The organism is Pseudomonas sp. MM211 (genome assembly GCF_020386635.1).
Taxonomy (GTDB): Bacteria; Pseudomonadota; Gammaproteobacteria; order Pseudomonadales; family Pseudomonadaceae; genus Aquipseudomonas.
This window is the reverse complement of record NZ_CP081942.1, coordinates 3,713,662-3,731,442: the sequence shown is the minus strand read 5'-3', so window position 1 is coordinate 3,731,442 and position 17,781 is coordinate 3,713,662. Positions and strand designations below refer to the sequence as shown.

At 62.0% G+C, this 17,781-nt stretch carries 14 protein-coding genes; 3 read left to right on the top strand and 11 right to left on the bottom strand.

The window, feature by feature from the left end; translation table 11 throughout:
* Positions 1–55 precede the first annotated feature (55 nt).
* On the top strand, positions 56–1,270 hold the full coding sequence (locus K5Q02_RS17150) for a PilT/PilU family type 4a pilus ATPase (protein ID WP_225832497.1): 1,215 nt from the start codon (positions 56–58) through the stop codon (positions 1,268–1,270).
* 55 nt (positions 1,271–1,325) lie between these two features.
* Here the strand turns inward: K5Q02_RS17150 and K5Q02_RS17145 are convergent, their stop codons facing one another.
* The 7 genes from K5Q02_RS17145 to alaC form a co-directional block, all read right to left on the bottom strand.
* Positions 1,326–1,844 (bottom strand): thioredoxin family protein, encoded by a 519-nt coding sequence (locus K5Q02_RS17145; protein WP_225832495.1) that lies wholly within the window; start codon positions 1,842–1,844, stop codon positions 1,326–1,328.
* A 69-nt stretch (positions 1,845–1,913) separates the two neighbouring features.
* Complete coding sequence (locus tag K5Q02_RS17140) at positions 1,914–2,633, bottom strand: substrate-binding periplasmic protein (protein WP_225832493.1); 720 nt, start codon at positions 2,631–2,633, stop codon at positions 1,914–1,916.
* A gap of 183 nt (positions 2,634–2,816) precedes the next feature.
* Positions 2,817–4,772: an acetoacetate--CoA ligase gene (locus K5Q02_RS17135; protein ID WP_225832491.1), complete on the bottom strand. Its 1,956-nt coding sequence runs from the start codon at positions 4,770–4,772 to the stop codon at positions 2,817–2,819.
* A 60-nt stretch (positions 4,773–4,832) separates the two neighbouring features.
* The gene (locus K5Q02_RS17130; RefSeq protein WP_225832490.1) at positions 4,833–5,603 is read right to left on the bottom strand and encodes a 3-hydroxybutyrate dehydrogenase; all 771 of its coding nucleotides are present in this window, start codon (positions 5,601–5,603) and stop codon (positions 4,833–4,835) included.
* Positions 5,604–5,655: 52 nt separating this feature from the next.
* The gene (locus K5Q02_RS17125; protein WP_225832488.1) at positions 5,656–7,047 is read right to left on the bottom strand and encodes a GntP family permease; all 1,392 of its coding nucleotides are present in this window, start codon (positions 7,045–7,047) and stop codon (positions 5,656–5,658) included.
* A 289-nt stretch (positions 7,048–7,336) separates the two neighbouring features.
* Positions 7,337–8,737 carry a sigma-54 interaction domain-containing protein gene (locus K5Q02_RS17120; protein ID WP_442963930.1) on the bottom strand — a complete coding sequence of 467 codons (1,401 nt, stop codon included), beginning with the start codon at positions 8,735–8,737 and terminating at the stop codon, positions 7,337–7,339.
* Positions 8,738–8,831: 94 nt separating this feature from the next.
* Positions 8,832–10,076, bottom strand: coding sequence for an alanine transaminase (alaC, locus tag K5Q02_RS17115; RefSeq protein WP_225832483.1), 1,245 nt, complete (start codon positions 10,074–10,076; stop codon positions 8,832–8,834).
* Positions 10,077–10,239: 163 nt separating this feature from the next.
* Here alaC and ampC point away from each other — a divergent pair, with 163 nt between their 5' ends.
* Entirely contained in the window at positions 10,240–11,487 is a 1,248-nt protein-coding gene (ampC, locus tag K5Q02_RS17110; RefSeq protein WP_225832481.1) for a class C beta-lactamase, read from the top strand.
* Positions 11,488–11,504: 17 nt separating this feature from the next.
* On the opposite strand, the gene K5Q02_RS17105 is transcribed toward ampC, so the two are convergent.
* Together K5Q02_RS17105 and acnB are read right to left on the bottom strand one after the other, a co-directional pair.
* On the bottom strand, positions 11,505–12,854 hold the full coding sequence (locus K5Q02_RS17105; protein WP_225832478.1) for a pyridoxal phosphate-dependent decarboxylase family protein: 1,350 nt from the start codon (positions 12,852–12,854) through the stop codon (positions 11,505–11,507).
* Between the two features lie 225 nt (positions 12,855–13,079).
* Complete coding sequence (acnB, locus tag K5Q02_RS17100) at positions 13,080–15,689, bottom strand: bifunctional aconitate hydratase 2/2-methylisocitrate dehydratase (protein ID WP_225839719.1); 2,610 nt, start codon at positions 15,687–15,689, stop codon at positions 13,080–13,082.
* A 395-nt stretch (positions 15,690–16,084) separates the two neighbouring features.
* Here acnB and K5Q02_RS17095 point away from each other — a divergent pair, with 395 nt between their 5' ends.
* Complete coding sequence (locus K5Q02_RS17095; protein ID WP_225832476.1) at positions 16,085–16,561, top strand: DUF1289 domain-containing protein; 477 nt, start codon at positions 16,085–16,087, stop codon at positions 16,559–16,561.
* 189 nt (positions 16,562–16,750) lie between these two features.
* Here the strand turns inward: K5Q02_RS17095 and ppnP are convergent, their stop codons facing one another.
* Together ppnP and K5Q02_RS17085 are read right to left on the bottom strand one after the other, a co-directional pair.
* Positions 16,751–17,032, bottom strand: a complete 282-nt coding sequence (gene ppnP / locus K5Q02_RS17090; RefSeq protein WP_042553669.1) for a pyrimidine/purine nucleoside phosphorylase — start codon at positions 17,030–17,032, stop codon at positions 16,751–16,753.
* An 82-nt stretch (positions 17,033–17,114) separates the two neighbouring features.
* Complete coding sequence (locus K5Q02_RS17085) at positions 17,115–17,657, bottom strand: exonuclease domain-containing protein (protein ID WP_225832474.1); 543 nt, start codon at positions 17,655–17,657, stop codon at positions 17,115–17,117.
* Positions 17,658–17,781: the final 124 nt, after the last annotated feature.

Below are 17,781 nucleotides of genomic sequence, written 5' to 3'. Positions count from 1 at the left end.
TCAACAAACCTTGGCCTAAGGTCAACAGACTCTAACTCCAGTCGGAATGCAGCTAATGGACCTTCAAGCAATGCTGAAAATTCTCTCCAGCCAGGACGGCTCCGACCTGTATCTGTCGACCGGCGCGCCGCCGTGCGCCAAGTTCAATGGCGTGCTCAAGGCGTTGAGTGGGGAGCCACTGAAGGCTGGGGCCGTGGCCGATATCGCCGATGCCATCATGGATAGCGCGCAGAAGGAGGAGTTCGAGCGCGAGCTGGAAATGAACCTGGCGATCTCCATCAACGGCGTCGGGCGTTTTCGCATCAACATCTTCAAACAGCGCAATGAAGTGTCCATTGTCGCCCGTAACATCAAGCTCGACATCCCGCGTTTCGAGGATTTGAAGCTGCCTGAGGTACTGCTCAAGACCGTGATGGAAAAGCGCGGACTGGTGCTGTTCGTGGGTGGCACCGGCTCGGGTAAGTCGACTTCGCTGGCGGCCCTGATTGACTATCGCAATCGCAACAGCGGCGGACACATCATTACTATCGAGGATCCGGTGGAGTACGTGCACCGGCACAAGAAGTCGATAATCAACCAGCGGGAGGTGGGTGTGGACACGCGCAGTTTCCACGCGGCGCTGAAAAATACCCTGCGTCAGGCGCCGGACGTGATCCTGATCGGCGAAATCCGTGACCGCGAAACCATGGAGCACGCCCTGGCCTTTGCTGATACCGGGCACTTGGCGATTTCTACCCTGCATGCCAACAACGCCAACCAGGCGCTGGATCGGATCATCAATTTCTTCCCCGAGGATCGCCGGCCGCAGCTGCTCAACGATCTGGGCAACAACCTCAAGGCCTTTGTCTCTCAGCGCCTGGTCAAAACTACTGACGGCAAGCGCCGGGCAGCCGTCGAAGTGCTGCTCGGTACGCCGACCATCCGCGACCTGATCAAGCGCAACGAGTTTGCCGAGATCAAGGAAATCATGGAGAAATCCAAGAACCTCGGCATGCAGACCTTCGACCAAGCGCTGATCGACCTGGTGAACGAAGGGGCCATCGACGAGGAGGAGGCGGTCAAGAACGCCGATTCGGCGAACAACGTGCGCCTCAAACTCAAGCTCTATCGCGAGAATCCAGCTGTGCCAACGCCCGTGGCGCAGGCCGCACCGACAGCGGAGGTAAGCCCACCGAAGGTTGCCGAAGCCACAGACTGGGGGCTGGAACTGAAACTCGAAGACATCGAAGTGGAAACGCCACCCGAAGATCCGGGCCGCCGCGGCATCTGAACCTGCCAAGGCGGCGCTGGCTGTAATCAGCCTCTGGCTGCCGCCTAGTGGCCAATCAGGGCCGCTTACGCTTCTCGTGGCCTTCGATGATCGTCAGCAGGTCTTCCATTGTGCTGTCGAGGTAGCGGCCGGCACGGTAGTCCGCCTTGCTCGCTTCGCCGCCGTCGATAACCGCCTGGGGCTGTTCGACGAAGCGGCCGATCGGCTCGAAGCCTTCGTCCAGCACCACCACCAACGGAATTGGTATGCGCTCCAGGTTAAGGCGCTCTTTTAGCCCGTGCTCGGCACGGCCCTTGGAGACTATCGCCAGTGCCACGCGTGGCTGCAGACGCTGCAGGTGATCCATGGCCGTGAGATTGAGCTGGCAGTCCGGGCACCACATCTCGCCGGCGGCCAGCAGGTAATAGCGGCCTTCCACGGCCTCCAGCCGCTGGCGTGTTTCCGCGCTCAATGCGTTTTCGCCATCCAGCTGCTCTTGTGCGCGTTGCACGGCGGCAATTTCGGCGGGCATGCCGTGGCTGACGAAGGCATCGAAACCCTCGCCGATGGCGAACAGCGCCTGGTAGGAAGTCATGCTGAGTTCTCGTGCAGGGTGGCAGCGCAGTCCAGCAGAAAATCCTGGGGGCGGCAATCGCTGATCGCGCTAGCGATTGGGCGCGTAGCGCTCGGTGATGCGCTGCAGGCTGCCATCACTGCGCATGCTCTCGAGGGCATCATGGACGGATCTGACCAGTTGCTGGTCGCATTGCAGCGAGCAGGCGATGTACATGTCCAGCGGTGCCAGCTGTGCGCTCATCGCCAGCTCGGGGCCGCTATCCCACTGGTGTCGGCCTTCCAGCTCGGTGGTGAACCAGGCGTCGACACGTCCTCGCCTTACCAGCTGGATCGGTCTGTCGCCGAGTTTGAGTACATAGAGCTGGTCGCCGGTGAAACCGTTGCGTCTGAGCAGTTCTTCCTGCGCGGAGCCCAGGCCGACGGCAACCAGCCGGTAACGCTGGCGTGCTTCCTCCAGGCTGGCGACCGGGTTGTCGAGGGTAAAAAAGGCGCGGTAGAGGGGCTGGATATTGGCTACCCAGGTGAAGTGTTCCTCCCGTGCTGGAGTGCGCGAGAGTGGCACGATCATCACGTCACGTGATTCCTGCGTGCGTTTCTGTGCCCGCGGCCACGGGACATTCTCGATCACGGGGTTATAGCCAGCCCGCTGCAGTGCCATGATGGCAGCGTCACCGGTGATGCCATTGCCGTTGTCACTATGCAGGGCCAATGGTGCCGCGTCCGGCATATAAAGCTGGATATCGCGCTGCTCGGCAGCTAACGAGCAGGGCAGCAGCAGTGGCAACAGGCAGGCGATCAGGCGCAACACGAGCATTCCTTGGGGGGATGTCGCGAGTATAGAAGCTGTTTGGATGGATATCCGTGAACATTTCCGGGGGATTGATGGAGCGTTCGACCAGGCTGCGTAGCTGCCTTGGTCAACTCATCTCTTACCTGATCTACGATGGGTTCTGGGGATCTCCCGGCCCTCAGGGCCGGAAGATCGCTGCCTTCAGGCTTGCAGCTCAGGCAAGTCGCGGTAGAGCTCCAGAGCTTGCGGATTGGCCAGGGCGTCGGTGTTTTTCACTGGTTGGTCGTGCACCACGTTGCGTACGGCCAGTTCGACGATCTTGCCGCTGATGGTGCGCGGAATGTCCGCCACCGCGACGATCCGCGCCGGCACGTGGCGTGGCGTGGTGTTGGCGCGAATCACCTGGCAGATCTGTTTCTGCAGCGCTTCGTCGAGCTGCACGCCGTCACGCAGGCGCACGAACAGCACCACACGTACGTCGCCGTCCCATTGCTGGCCGATGGCGATAGACTCCAGCACCTGCTCGACCTTTTCTACCTGGCGATAGATCTCGGCGGTGCCGATGCGTACGCCGCCGGGATTGAGCACGGCATCCGAGCGACCATGAATGATCAGCCCGCCATGGGGCGTCTGCTCGGCATAGTCGCCGTGCGCCCAGATTCCAGGGAAGGTATCGAAGTAGGCGCTGCGGAATTTCTCGCCGTCGGCGTCGTTCCAGAAGCCCACCGGCATGGAGGGGAAGTGCTGGGCGCAGACCAGCTCACCCTTGTCACCCGTCACTGCTTTGCCGTCGTCGTCCCAGACCTGCACGTCCATGCCCAAGCCCTTGCACTGGATCTCGCCGCGGTACACCGCGGAAACCGGATTACCCAGGGCAAAGCAGGAGACGATATCCGTGCCGCCGGAGATGGAGGACAGGCAGACGTCGGCTTTGATGTCGCGGTACACGTAATCGAAGCTTTCGTGGGCCAGGGGCGAGCCGGTTGAGAGAATCGCCTTGAGGCGCTGCAGACGATGACTTTCACGGGGTTTGGCGCCGGCCTTTTCCAGGGCTGCGATGAACTTGGCGCTGGTACCGAAAATACTGATGTCCTCGGCGTCGATCAGGTCGATCAGGCGATTGGCATTCGGGTGGAACGGCGAGCCGTCATACAGCACCAGCGTGGCACCCAGCGCCAGGCCGGAAACCAGCCAGTTCCACATCATCCAGCCGCAGGTGGTGTAGTAGAACAGCGTGTCGTCGGCCGTCAGGTCGCTGTGCAGACCCAGTTCCTTGACGTGCTGCAGCAGGGTGCCACCGGCGCCATGGACGATGCACTTGGGTACCCCGGTGGTGCCGCTGGAGTAGAGGATGTACAGCGGCTGCTCGAAGGGCACGGGGGTGAACTGCGGCTCGCCTTCGGCACGGTAGAAATCCTCCCAGCGCTGGACGCTGGCCTGGGTCTGGAAATCACCGGGTTGAGTGTTCGGATTGGCGTAGGGCACCACCACCAACTGCTGCAGGGTGGGCAGGTGCGAGAGGATTTCATTGAGCTTGCCCGTCAGGTCCAGCGTCTTGCCGGCGTAGCGATAACCGGCACAGGCGATCAGGATCTTGGGCTCGATCTGGCCGAAGCGGTCGATGACGCCCTGGGTGCCGAAATCCGGTGAGCAGCTCGACCATGTCGCGCCCAGGCTGGCGGTGGCGAGCATGCCAACCAGGGTCTGCCAGGTGTTGGGCATGAACGCCGCGACCCGGTCGCCAATCCCCACGCCAGCGTCCTGCAGGCTGCGTTGCAGACCGGCGACATGGGCGGCCAGTTGCGCGTAACTCAGCTGCTCGCGGCTGCCGTCTTCGGCCACGGCGACGATGGCCGGGTGCTCGTCGCGGCGGCGCAGCAGATGCTCGGCGAAATTCAGCGTGGCACCCGGAAACCAGTGGGCGCCGGGCATGGCCGGGCCTTCTTCGAGCACTGCACGTGGTTGCTGGCTGAAGCGAATGTCGAAGACCTCGACGATGGCCTGCCAGAACGCTTCGCGCTCGCTCACGCTCCAGGCGTGCAGCGCCGGGTAGTCGGCCAGATCCAGGCCGTGGCGGCTGTTGACGAAGCGGCGAAAGGCATCCATTCGTGTAGCGCTGATGCGTTCGGCCGTGGGCGTCCAGAGCGGTTGCTGCATTGGGTTACCTCACTACTTTTTTATTCGTGGGCAGGGCCATTCAGCCCTGCCGGTTTCCATCTATTGTGCCAGCCAGCCGCCATCCATGTTCCAGGCCGCGCCGCGAACCTGGGCAGCGGCATCGCTGCACAGAAACAATGCCAACTCGCCGAGCTGTCTGGGCGTCACGAACTCCAGCGACGGCTGTTTTTCAGCCAGCAGGTTACGCCGTTCGGCTTCGCTGTCGCCGCTTTCGGCCGCGCGGGCATCGATCTGCGCCTGCACCAGAGGCGTCAGTACCCAGCCCGGGCAGATGGCGTTGCAGGTGATGCCGGTGGTGGCGGTTTCCAGCGCCACGGATTTGCTCAGGCCGATCAGCCCGTGCTTGGCCGCCACGTAGGCACTCTTGCCGGGTGATGCCGCCAGCCCGTGGGCAGAGGCGATATTGATGATGCGCCCCCAGTTGCGTTGGCGCATACCGGGCAGCGTCAGCCGGGTGGTGTGGAAGGCCGAGGAGAGATTGATCGCGATGATCGCGTCCCAGCGCTCCGGGGCGAAGGTTTCCACGGGTGACACGTGCTGGATGCCCGCGTTGTTGACCAGGATGTCGACGGCACCGAACGCCTGCTCGGTGTAGGCGATCATCGCCTCGATCTGCTGTGGATCGGAGACATCTGCCGGGTGATGGCCGACCTTGCCGCCGAACGCCGCCACGGAGTCGATGGCCGCCTGGGCGTCGCCGAAACCATTGAGTACCAGATCAGCACCGGCTTCGGCCAGCACCAGCGCGATGCCCAGGCCGATGCCGCTGGTGGAGCCGGTGACCAGTGCGGTCTTGCCTTTGAGATTCATACGAACTCCTCATGCATGCGGCCCCTGATCAGAGCCGCGCGCTTCACAAAAATTAAACGATGCCGGTGCTGTAGAACACGCCGATTACGAAGAACACGGCGAGCGTCTTGATGATCGTTATGCCGAAAATGTCCTTGTAGGCTTCGCGGTGGGTCAGCCCGGTGACCGCCAGCAGGGTGATCACCGCGCCGTTGTGGGGCAGGGTGTCCATGCCGCCGCTGGCCATGGAGGCGACGCGGTGCATGACTTCCAGCGGAATGTTGGCGGCGTTGGCGGCGGCTATGAAGCTGTCGGACATGGCCGCCAGGGCGATGCTCATGCCGCCCGACGCCGACCCGGTGATACCGGCCAGCAGGGTGACGGTTACCGCTTCGTTGACCAGCGGATCAGGGATGCCCTTGAGCGCGTCGGCGAGGATCAGGAAGCCCGGTAGCGATGCGATCACCGCGCCGAAGCCATACTCCGATGCAGTGTTCATCGCCGCCAGCAGCGAGCCACCCACCGCGCTCTTGGTGCCTTCGGCGAGCTTCTCGCGAATCACCCCGAAGGCGCTGACCAGCACCATCAGGATGCCCAGCAGCAGCGCCGCCTGCACCGCCCAGATGGCGGTCAGCTTGCTGACATCGGTTTGCAGTGGAGCCGCCATGCCGGCCAGTTGCAGGCTGTGGGTCTTGCCGTAGAACTCGGGAATCCAGTGGGTGAACAGCAGGTTGGCCACGCCCACCAGGATCAGCGGCGCGATGGCCAGCCATGGGCTGGGCAGCTTGATGTCGTCCGGGGTTTCCGGCTCGTTGCGCAGGTCGGTGCCGTAGCCCTCGCCAGCCCGCAAGGCCTTGCCCAGTTGCCGACGCAGATAGAGCATGCCGACGCCCAGTACGAACAGGCTGCCGATCAGTCCCAGCCAGGGCGCGGCCCAGGCAGTGGTGTTGAAGAAGGTGGTGGGGATGATGTTCTGGATCTGCGGTGTGCCGGGCAGGGCGTCCATGGTGAAGCTGAATGCGCCGAGGGCGATGGTCGCAGGAATCAGTCGCTTGGGAATGTTGCTCTGGCGGAACATCTCGGCAGCGAACGGGTAGACCGCGAATACCACCACGAACAGCGACACGCCACCGTAGGTCAGCAGGGCGCAGACCAGTACGATCACCAGCATCGCCTGGCCGGTGCCGAACAGACGGATGGCGGCCGCCACGATGGAGCGCGAGAACCCGGACAGCTCGATCAGTTTGCCGAACACGGCACCGAGCAGGAACACCGGAAAATAGAGCTTGATGAAGCCAACCATCTTCTCCATGAACACCCCGGTGAAGGCGGGCGCCACGGCGCTGGGGTCGGTGAGCAGCACGGCACCGAGCGCGGCGATGGGAGCGAAGAGGATGACGCTGTAGCCACGGTAGGCGGCCAGCATCAGTAGAGCCAGTGCAGCGAGGGCGATGATGACACTCATCGTCTATCTCCTGACCCTGCAGCACGGCGAATCGAGAGGCTGCCGTAGCCTTCGAGTAACTCGCACAGGCGCTGTGGGCGCTTTTGTTTTTGTTGTCGGCGGCGGGTGGGCCCGCGACTGGCTTGTAGCGAGTTCTATGCCAGTTTTATAAGTTGTTGAATTTGAATGACTTTATTTTTAGCTAAGCGGCGCCGCCTGCTATTCGTCCCGTTTCTGGGACGAAAATCAGGCGTTATGCCGTATTGACTTGGTGTGCGCGTTTGTCCCGAAGGTGGGATTAGTCCCGCATTCAGGACGACAGGCCGAGCTCCAGCATCTTGCGATACAGGGTGGAGCGGCCCAGGCCCAGTCGCTGCGCAGCTTGCGGCACATCTCCAGCAGTGGCGGCCAGGGCCTTGCGGATCAGTTCGCGCTCGAAGTCGGCGCGGGCCTGGTGGAAGTCGTCGATCTGAGCGTCATCCGCAATCAGGTTGTTTGCTTCGGGCACCGCATGCAGCGTACCGATTGCTGCTGCCACCGCCGCGCGGTCGAGCAGCGTTTCATCGCTGAGCAGGCAAGCGCGCTCCAGCACGTTGTGCAGTTCACGGACGTTGCCGGGCCAGGCATGCCGAGCCAGCAGAGCCATGGCTTCGGGGTGCAGTTCGTGGCGTCCCTGCAGCGCGTCGAAGATCGCTTCGCAGAGCGCCGGCAGGTCTTCCAGGCGTTCGCGCAACGGCGGCACGGCGATGGTCAGCACGTTGAGGCGGTAGTACAGGTCGGCCCGGAAGGTGCCTTTGCGTACCGCGGCCTCCAGGTCGATGGACGTGGCGGCGATCAGCCTTACATCGCTGCGCAGCACCTCGTTGGAGCCCACTGGCTCGAACTCCTTCTCCTGCAGCACACGCAGCAGCTTGCTCTGCAGTGTCAGCGGCATGTCGCCGATTTCGTCGAGAAACAGCGTGCCGCCGTGGGCGATCTGCAGCTTGCCAGCACGGCCTTTGCGATCGGCGCCGGTGAAGGCGCCAGGTGCGGTACCGAAGAATTCCGCTTCGAGCAGGGTTTCCGGAATCGCCGCGGTGTTCAGGCTGACGAAGGGTTTGCTGGCCCGAGGCGAGGCATTGTGAATGGCGTGGGCGAGCAGCTCCTTACCGGTGCCGGTTTCGCCCAGCAGCAATACCGCCGAATCGCTGGTCGCGCTGCGCCGGGCCAAGCGCTTGACCTCCAGGCTGCGGGCGCTGGTGCCGATGAAATGGGCGAAGCTGTACTTGGCCTGGCGGGACTTGAGTTGCGAGCGCGTGGAGGCCAGTTCCTGCTGCATCGCCTGGTAGCGGGCCAGTAGCGGCGACAGCGATTGCAGCTCGTCGAACAGCGCGAAGCCGATGGCGCCGATCACCTCGCCGGCATCGTCATGAATGGGCAGGCGCATGACCACCAGCGGTTCGCGCGGGGTGTCCATCATATCCAGCAGGATCGGCCGGCCGCTTTTCACCACATCGCGCAGCAGGCTGCCGGGAATCACGCTTTCGCAGGGTCTGCCGATGGCTTCGCTGGCATGCCCGAGGCCGAAGCGTTGGGCGTAACGCTCGTTGATCCACACGATGCGCGCATCACGGTCGACGATGATGGTGCCTTCGCTGGACTGCTCGAAGATCTCGAACAGCGAGTGAATGGCCAGTTGGCGGACGTAGGGGTAATTGCCGAGGTCGTTCATGGCGCTCATCGTGGCAGATGCAGAGCGCGGATCATAAACCAGATGGTCGCGGGGGCGGGCAGGCGTGGCACGCAGGGCGCGCCACGCTTTTCACTTAGGAGGCGTCTGCGGCCTTGCGCGGGGCTTTGGTGGCAGTGGTTTCGATCAAGCCATCGGCCCGGAACATCGACTTGATGCCACGCACGGCCTGGCGAATACGATCCTGGTTCTCGATCAGTGCGAAGCGTACATGGTCGTCGCCGTAATCACCGAAGCCGATGCCCGGCGACACGCAGACCTTGGCTTCGGCCAGCAGTTTCTTGGCGAACTCCAGGGAGCCAAGAGGGGCGTAAGCCTTGGGAATCTTCGCCCACACGTACATCGAGGCCTTGGGGTTTTCGACCATCCAGCCCAGCTCGTGCAGGCCCTTGACCAGCACGTTGCGGCGCTGGCGATACTGTTCGGCGATGTCGCGCACGCACTGCTGGTCGCCTTCGAGTGCAGCAATGGCGGCGACTTGCAGTGGCGTGAAGGTGCCGTAGTCGTGGTAGCTCTTGATCCGCCCCAGGGCGTTGACCAGCTCCGGGTTGCCGACCATGAAGCCAATTCGCCAGCCGGCCATGTTGTAGCTCTTGGACAGCGTGAAGAACTCCACGGCGATGTCCTTGGCGCCTGGTACTTGCATGATCGACGGGGCTTTCCAGCCGTCATAGACGATGTCGGCATACGCCAGGTCGTGGATCACCAGTACGTTGTACTGCTTGGCCAGGGCCACCACGCGCTCGAAGAAGTCCAGCTCCACGCACTGCGCGGTGGGGTTGGAGGGGAAGCCCAGGATCATCATCTTCGGCTTGGGGATGCTCTCGCGGATCGCCCGTTCCAGCTCGATGAAAAAGTCCACGCCAGGCACCAGCGGCACCGAGCGCACCTGGGCCCCGGCGATCACTGCACCGTAGATATGAATCGGGTAGCTGGGGTTGGGCACCAGCACGGTATCGCCATGATCCAGGGTGGCCAGCATCAGATGCGCCAGGCCTTCCTTGGAACCGATAGTGACGATGGCTTCGCTTTCCGGGTCGATGTCGACCTGATAGCGATCCTGGTACCAACGCGAGATCGCCCGGCGCAGGCGCGGGATACCGCGGGAGGTGGAGTAGCCATGGGTGTCTTCACGCTGAGCGACCTGTACTAGCTTTTCCACGATATGCGGCGGCGTCGCGCCATCGGGGTTGCCCATGCTCAGGTCGATGATGTCCTCGCCACGGCGGCGAGCGGCCATCTTCAGTTCAGCGGTGATATTGAAAACGTAAGGGGGGAGACGATCGATGCGCGCAAAGCGGCGCGGAGCTTGGTCAGCCATGCTTTCCTCAGAGAACGTAAGCGCCCGGAACCGTCCGAGCGACGTAGGCCACTGCGGTGGCCTGGGCGGACAATAATCTCAGCCGCAGGCTTTGTCGAGAGGCTCTGCACAAACAATCGCGCGCGTTGCACCAGTCGCCGGTGGCCGGCATGAAACGATATCCTTGGCCACGACTCGAACACCGATGCTCACCGCCGGGCAGAGCGAATCGGCGTCGCATCACAACAAACAGAGAGCCGTCATCGAGATGAATCAGGGATATATCGCCATGGGCCTGTTCACCGCCAGCCTGGCTCTGTCGCTTCCTGCCGTTGCCATGTCCGAGCAGGCGTTTCAGGGGCGCGCCGCTGAAGTGTTCAAGCCACTGATGGCAAAGTACGACGTTCCCGGTCTGGCTGTCGGCGTGACCTGGAAGGGCAGGCATTATGTGTACACCCAGGGTATGGCAGATCGGGCAGCAGCCATTCCGGTCGACTCCGCCACACTGTTCGAGCTGGGGTCGCTGAGCAAGACCTTCAACGTTACCCTGGCGGCACTTGCGCAGCAGCGTTCGCTGTTGTCGCTCGATGACCCGGCGGCGAAGCACATCCCCGAGATGGACAAGCGCCCGTTCGGCGCCCTGAGCCTGATGGATCTGGCCACCCACCAGAGCAGCGGCCTGCCATTGCAGCCGCCGGATGTGGCCAAAGACGACGCCAGCTTGATGGCCTGGTTGAAACAATGGCAGCCGGTGGCCGGCAGTGGCCATGAGCGCTCTTACTCCAACGTCAGTATCGGCATGCTTGGGCGGATCTCGGCTCAGGCATTCGGGCAGCCCTATGCCCAGGCGCTCCACGACAACGTACTGCAGCCTCTGGCGCTTCAGCATACTTACGTCGAAGTGCCTGCTGCGCAGGTGAAGCACTATGCCTATGGGTACGCGCGTGACAACAACGCAGCGATCCGGGTCAATCCAGGCATGCTCGATGCCGAAGCCTACGGCTTGAAGTCGGATATCGACGACATGCTGCGCTTCGTCGATATCAACCTGGGTGCCATCGCCGTGCCCGAACAGCTTTCCACCGCCATACAGACAACGCATCAAGGCGTTACTCGAACATCCGCATTCACCCAGGCGATGATCTGGGAGCGCTATCCCTGGCCGGTTTCCCGTGCGGAGCTGTTAGCCGGCAACGCCCCGGCCCTGGCCCTGGAAAGCCAGCCGGCCAGCCGCTTGAGCGCCAGAGACACCTCCGAGCATGGCGTACTGTTCAGCAAGACCGGCTCGACCAATGGTTTTGGCGGTTATGTCGCTTTCATCCCCGATGAAGAGATCGGCCTGGTCCTGCTGGCCAACCGCAACGTGCCGTTGGAACCTCGTGTAGATGCGGCCTTCACGCTGCTTCAGCAGGTGTTGAAAGACGATCGCTAACGTCATGCTCGTATGGCTCAGGCATTTTTCAGGCGTAGCAGCAGGGTGATGAGGGTTTCGATATCCGCATCCGTGGTACGCCAGGAGCTCACACTCAGGCGGAAGGCCGGTCGGCCCTGCCAGACGGTGGCGCCGAACCAGACTTCGCCTGAGTCCTGCGCTGCCTTGAGAATCGCAGCGGTTTGCTCGTCCGAGTCGGCGCGCACCAGCACCTGATTGAGCCGCACCCGGTTGAGTACCTGATAGCCACCGTCACGCAGCGCTTCTGCAACGCGCCCGGCCTGACGGATATGGCGGTCGATCATTTCGCGCAAGCCGTCGCGGCCGAGACTGGCCAGCGCCGCCCAGATCGCCACGCCGCGCGCGCGCCGGGAAAACTCCAGGGTCAGATTCTTCTGCGAATCCTTCGAGGCCATGGCATAGGCTGCATCGCTGTTCATCGCCGCAGCCAGGGCATCGCCATCGCGACAGATGGCCATGGCGCTGTCGTACGGGGTGTTTAGCCATTTGTGGCCGTCGGTGGTCCAGCTGTCGGCTTGTTCGATGCCTTCGGCCAGCCCAGCCGACGAAGAGGCTCGTGCCCACAGGCCGAATGCGCCGTCGACATGCACCCAGGCACCAGCAGCCCGGGCGCGGGGAATCAGTTCGGCGAAACGGTCGAACTCGCCGGTGTTGACCTCACCGGCCTGAAGAATCAGCAGGGTGTGGTCATCCAGTTCCGGGAGCCGGGCGGGGTCGATACGGCCATGTTCGTCGACCGGCGCCAGTTGCAGGCGACGCATGCCGAAACCGAGCACGCGCAAGGCTTTTTTCACCGTGATGTGGGCGGTTTCGGAGATCACCACGCGAATCTCCGGGGCGCCGATCAAACCGTCCTGATCGAAATCCCAGCCTAGTTTCGCCAGCAACTGGCGGCGTGCTGCGGACAGGCAGGCGAGGGTACAGGCCGTGGCGCTGGTACCGAAGCCGACTGCGCTCTCGGTCGGCAGGCCGAGCGCCTCGCAGACCCAGCGGGCTGCGACTTTCTCCAGCTTGTCGGCAACTGGGGAGCCGTCGAATGACGACGCGCACTGATCCCACGCCAGCACCATGCGCTCGGCGGCTGCGGCGGCAGGCAGAGTGGCGCCGATCACGAAACCGAAATAGCGCGGGCCGTTGCTGGTGACGGTGGCGGGCGTGCCCAGTTCGTCGAGCTTGTGTAGCACCTGCTCGGCAAGACTTCCGGTGGTTGGCAGAGGCTGATCGAAGCCGTCCAGCGCCGCGATGGCGCTTTCCAGCGGGTAGACCCGGCGTTGCGCGATGCTGTCGTAATAGGCGAGGGCGCGACGATCGGCGTCGACCAGTAAAGCGCGTTCATCGGTGTGCATGGGGCGGTTCTCGGCAGGGAAATTCGATGGCTAACCCTAACCGAGCGAGCTGTTTTGCCGGCAGATACAGCCTTCTGGTGCTTTTCCCCTACAGTCGACCGGCCAGTACAGCTGTATCCGGTACAGTTGCCGCCGAGTGTCCGACGTTTCTGCGGTGATACTGCGTTTTCCTACGCGCATAAAAAAGCCCCGCACCAGGCGGGGCTTTCTAACGCAGGTGAAGCCTTAAGCTTGAACGACCGGGATGTTCGCGTTGGCCGCTGCTTCGCGGAACTCGGCGATCTGATCGAAGCTCAGGTAGCGATAGATGTCGGCAGCCATGCTGTCGATATTCTTCGCGTACTCCATGTACTCCTCGACGGTCGGCAGCTTGCCCAGGATGGACGCGACAGCGGCCAGCTCGGCAGAAGCCAGGTACACGTTGGCACCATCACCCAGGCGGTTCGGGAAGTTACGGGTCGACGTCGACACAACGGTCGAATTCGGCTCGACGCGTGCCTGGTTACCCATGCACAGCGAGCAGCCCGGCATTTCCATGCGCGCGCCGGCCTTGCCGTAGATGCCGTAGTAGCCCTCTTCGGTCAGTTGGTGAGCGTCCATCTTGGTCGGCGGCGACAGCCACAGACGGGTAGGCAGCTGACCTTTGACCTGATCCAGCAGCTTACCGGCAGCGCGGAAGTGACCGATGTTGGTCATGCACGAGCCGATGAACACTTCGTCGATCTTCTCGCCCTGAACGGTCGACAGCAGGCGCGCGTCGTCCGGGTCGTTAGGTGCGCAGAGAACGGGCTCCTTGATATCGGCCAGGTCGATTTCGACGATTTCGGCGTACTCGGCGTCCTTGTCTGCGCTGAGCAGCACAGGGTTGGCCAGCCAGGCTTCCATCGCTTGAGCGCGACGCTCCATGGTGCGCGCATCGCCGTAGCCTTCGCTGATCATCCAGCGCAGCAGGGTGATGTTCGACTTCAGGTATTCGGCAATGGCTTTTTCCGGCAGCTTGATGGTGCAACCTGCAGCGGAACGCTCGGCAGAGGCGTCGGACAGCTCGAACGCCTGCTCGACGGTCAAGTCGTCCAGGCCTTCGATTTCCAGGATGCGGCCGGAGAAGGCGTTGATCTTGCCTTTCTTCTCGACGGTCAGCAGACCTTGCTGGATGCCGTAGTAAGGGATGGCATGTACCAGGTCACGCAGGGTGATGCCCGGTTGCAGCTTGCCCTTGAAACGCACCAGAACCGACTCTGGCATATCCAGCGGCATAACGCCGGTGGCTGCGGCGAAGGCGACCAGGCCCGAACCGGCCGGGAAGGAGATGCCGATCGGGAAGCGGGTGTGCGAGTCACCACCGGTGCCGACGGTATCCGGCAGCAGCATGCGGTTCAGCCAGCTGTGGATGATGCCGTCGCCAGGACGCAGCGACACGCCGCCACGGGTGCGGATGAAATCCGGCAGAGTGTGGTGAGTGGTGACGTCGATCGGCTTCGGATAGGCCGCGGTGTGGCAGAACGACTGCATCACCAGGTCAGCGGAGAAACCCAGGCAAGCCAGGTCTTTCAGCTCGTCGCGGGTCATCGGGCCAGTGGTGTCCTGGGAACCGACGGTGGTCATCTTCGGCTCGCAGTAGGTGCCCGGACGAACACCTTTGTCTTCCGGCAGTCCGCATGCCTTGCCGACCATCTTCTGTGCCAGGGTGTAACCCTTGCCAGTGTCGACCGGCGCTTCTGGCAGTTTGAACAGGTCGGTTGGGCCCAGACCCAGCTCGGCACGTGCTTTTTCGGTCAGGCCACGGCCGACGATCAGCGGGATACGGCCGCCAGCGCGAACTTCGTCGAGCAGAACCGGGGTCTTCATTTCGAAGGTGGTGATGACGTCGTCAGTACCGTGCTTGCAGACTTTGCCTGCGTGCGGGTACAGGTCGATCACGTCGCCCATGTTGATGTTCGAGACATCGAATTCGATCGGCAGGGCGCCGGCGTCTTCCATGGTGTTGTAGAAGATCGGCGCGATTTTCGAGCCGAAGCAGAAACCGCCAGCACGCTTGTTAGGCACGTACGGGATGTCGTCGCCGAAGAACCACAGCACCGAGTTGGTGGCGGATTTACGCGAGGAACCGGTACCGACCACGTCACCGACGTAGGCAACCGGGAAGCCGTCGCCGTACATCTGGGCGATCTGCTTCATCGGGCCGATGGAGCCTTGTACGTCAGGTACGATGCCGTCGCGGGCCATTTTCAGCATGGCCAGGGCGTGCAGCGGAATATCCGGGCGCGACCAGGCATCTGGAGCGGGCGACAGGTCGTCAGTGTTGGTTTCGCCGGTTACCTTGAAAACCCGCAGGCTGATCTTGTCGGCCAGGGTTGGACGCTTCTTGAACCATTCGCCATCGGCCCAGGACTGCAGCACGCCTTGAGCGTGTACATTGCCTGCTTTGGCTTTTTCGGCAACGTCGTGGAACGCGTCGAACATCAGCAGCGTGTGTTTGAGCTGTTCAGCTGCGATGGCGGCCAGTTCGGCGTCATCCAGCAACTCGACCAGGGTCGCGATGTTGTAGCCGCCCTGCATGGTGCCGAGCAGTTCGGTGGCGCGCTTCTTGTCGAGCAGGGGGGAAGTGGCTTCGCCCTTGGCGATAGCGGAGAGGAAACCGGCTTTTACATAGGCCGCTTCGTCGACGCCTGGCGGCACGCGATTGGTGATCAGGTCGAGGAGGAATTCTTCTTCGCCGGCCGGCGGGTTCTTCAGCAGGTCAACGAGACCAGCGGTTTGTTCGGCGTTTAGCGGCTGGGGCACGATACCCTGGGCGGCACGCTCTGCTACGTGTTTGCGGTAGGCTTCAAGCACAGTTATTACCCTCATCAGTGGTCCCAAATAGGGTGTCCGGGACGCATGCAGGAACGCATTAAACACATCCGCAGCTCAGCCTCATGGGCTGTGCGCGATGGTTTCAATGCTTCCATCCGGAAGCTGCTTTCAAAGTTTTACGCCGGCAGGACGGGTCTGATGAGGGGCTGGCATGGCCTGGGGATGACCATGCCAACATCGACCTGCAGGATCGACTGTGCTCGTGACGCTTTGAAAACAGCTTCCAACGGACATTGGCGCCTTTCGCAAGGCGCGCTGATTCTAGCGGAATACTGGAGCAAAGTTAAGCGAAAGACCCATCATCCTCTGGGGTGTTCCGTATTAGACAAAGGGCTAAGATGTCCCCTTAACAGTCCTGTGTATCGATGTAACGCATGTCCAATCAACCTATCAAGACGCCTTGTGTCGGCCTGTGCTCTACGGTCTTCGGTGATTCCGTGTGCCGCGGCTGCAAGCGCTTCCACCATGAAGTGATCAACTGGAACGGCTACAGCGACGAGGAGAAACAGTCGGTCTGGCTGCGCCTGGAGATGCTTCTGGTGCAGGTAATGACGGCCAAACTGGAAGTTTTCGACGAGGGGCTTCTGCTCAAACAGCTGCAGCAGCGGCAGATTCGCTATGTTCCTCACCAGTCCGCGTATTGCTGGGCCTACCAGCTGCTGGCGCGTGGTGCCCGGGTGATCACTCAGGTGGACGCCTACGGTATTTCCCTGCTGCCGGAATTTCGCGACTGGGAACTGCCAGATCTGCGTGACGCCATCGACCGGGAGTTCTTCCTGCTCTCCGAGGCGCATTTCGAGCGCTATATCGCCCCGCGCTTTTTAAAGGAAGGCATGGAGTTGCGCGTTTAGGTCTGCCAGCCCTGTAGACCGATTCTGAGCCCATCAATACCTGGGGATCAGCTGTCCTGGGTATCGCTGCACTCAACCACGGACTATGGTCGTGTCAAACTTTCGGTAGGGCTGCTCGGCAGTTATTGCATCCCTTCCACGTAAAAGCCCAGCACTTGGCCGGGCTTTCAGTTACCGCAGGACGACTTGTCAGCGGTATTCGCACAGGTAAGCGGTGTCTTGCTCGACCTTCAGCTGGAACTTGCTGTTGGCCGGCACGGTGAAGCGGCTGCCTGCAGTGAAAGTCTCCCAGTTGTCGCTACCTGGCAGCTTCACGGTCAACGCGCCAGCGATCACATGCATGACTTCCAACTGGCTAGTGCCGAATTCGTAATCCCCTGCAGCCATTACGCCAATGGTGGCCGGGCCTTCTGCCATGCCGAACGCGATGGATTTGACGGTGCCGTCGAAATACTCGTTGACCTTGAACATATGCATCCTCGCTAGGGGCAGAAATAAATGGCCGGCAAGTATGCCCAAGGCATTTCCTGTCGTCACCTGTAAGCGTGTGCCTTCAGCGAGCCATCACCAGCGGAAGTAGACGCGCGGTATTACGAGCATCGGTCAGGGCGCGGTGCTGCTGGCCGCTGAAGCCGATACCGGCAAGCTGTAACGCCGCGTTCAGCCCAACCGGGCGTGCCAGATGGCGCTCTTCGGCGAAACGTCGCTTGAGGTTCACATGAGGCAGCGTTTGCAGGTGGCTGACCAAGCCGTTGGCTTGCCAGTCCTGCTGCAGCTGCTTGCGATCGTAGTCACCCCAGCTGCACCAGCCTTGTAGACGTGTCCGATGAGGCTCCAGCCAGCGTTCGAATTGTGGCCATAGAGCTGACAGCGTCGACGCCGAATCGACATCCGCCTGGCTGATATGGGTCAGCTCGCGGCAAAAGCGGGTGAGATTTGGGCGGCGCAGCGGCCGCACGAAGCGCTGGAAATGGTCAATCTCGTGACCGCTGGCGTTTACCAGACTGGCGCCGATCTCGATGATTTCCATCTGCTCGATGGGCCAGCCACCTTCTTCCGTGGTGGCTTCCAGATCGATGACCAGCCAATACCCCATAGCTTCTCCTTGTCCGTTAAACCCGGTGCATCTCAGGTGGTGATGAGTGCTGCAGACTCAGACCGATGAATGGCCGCATTCGTGCCATTTGCGAAATGCCATCATGCCTCTTGTCTCTTTCCAA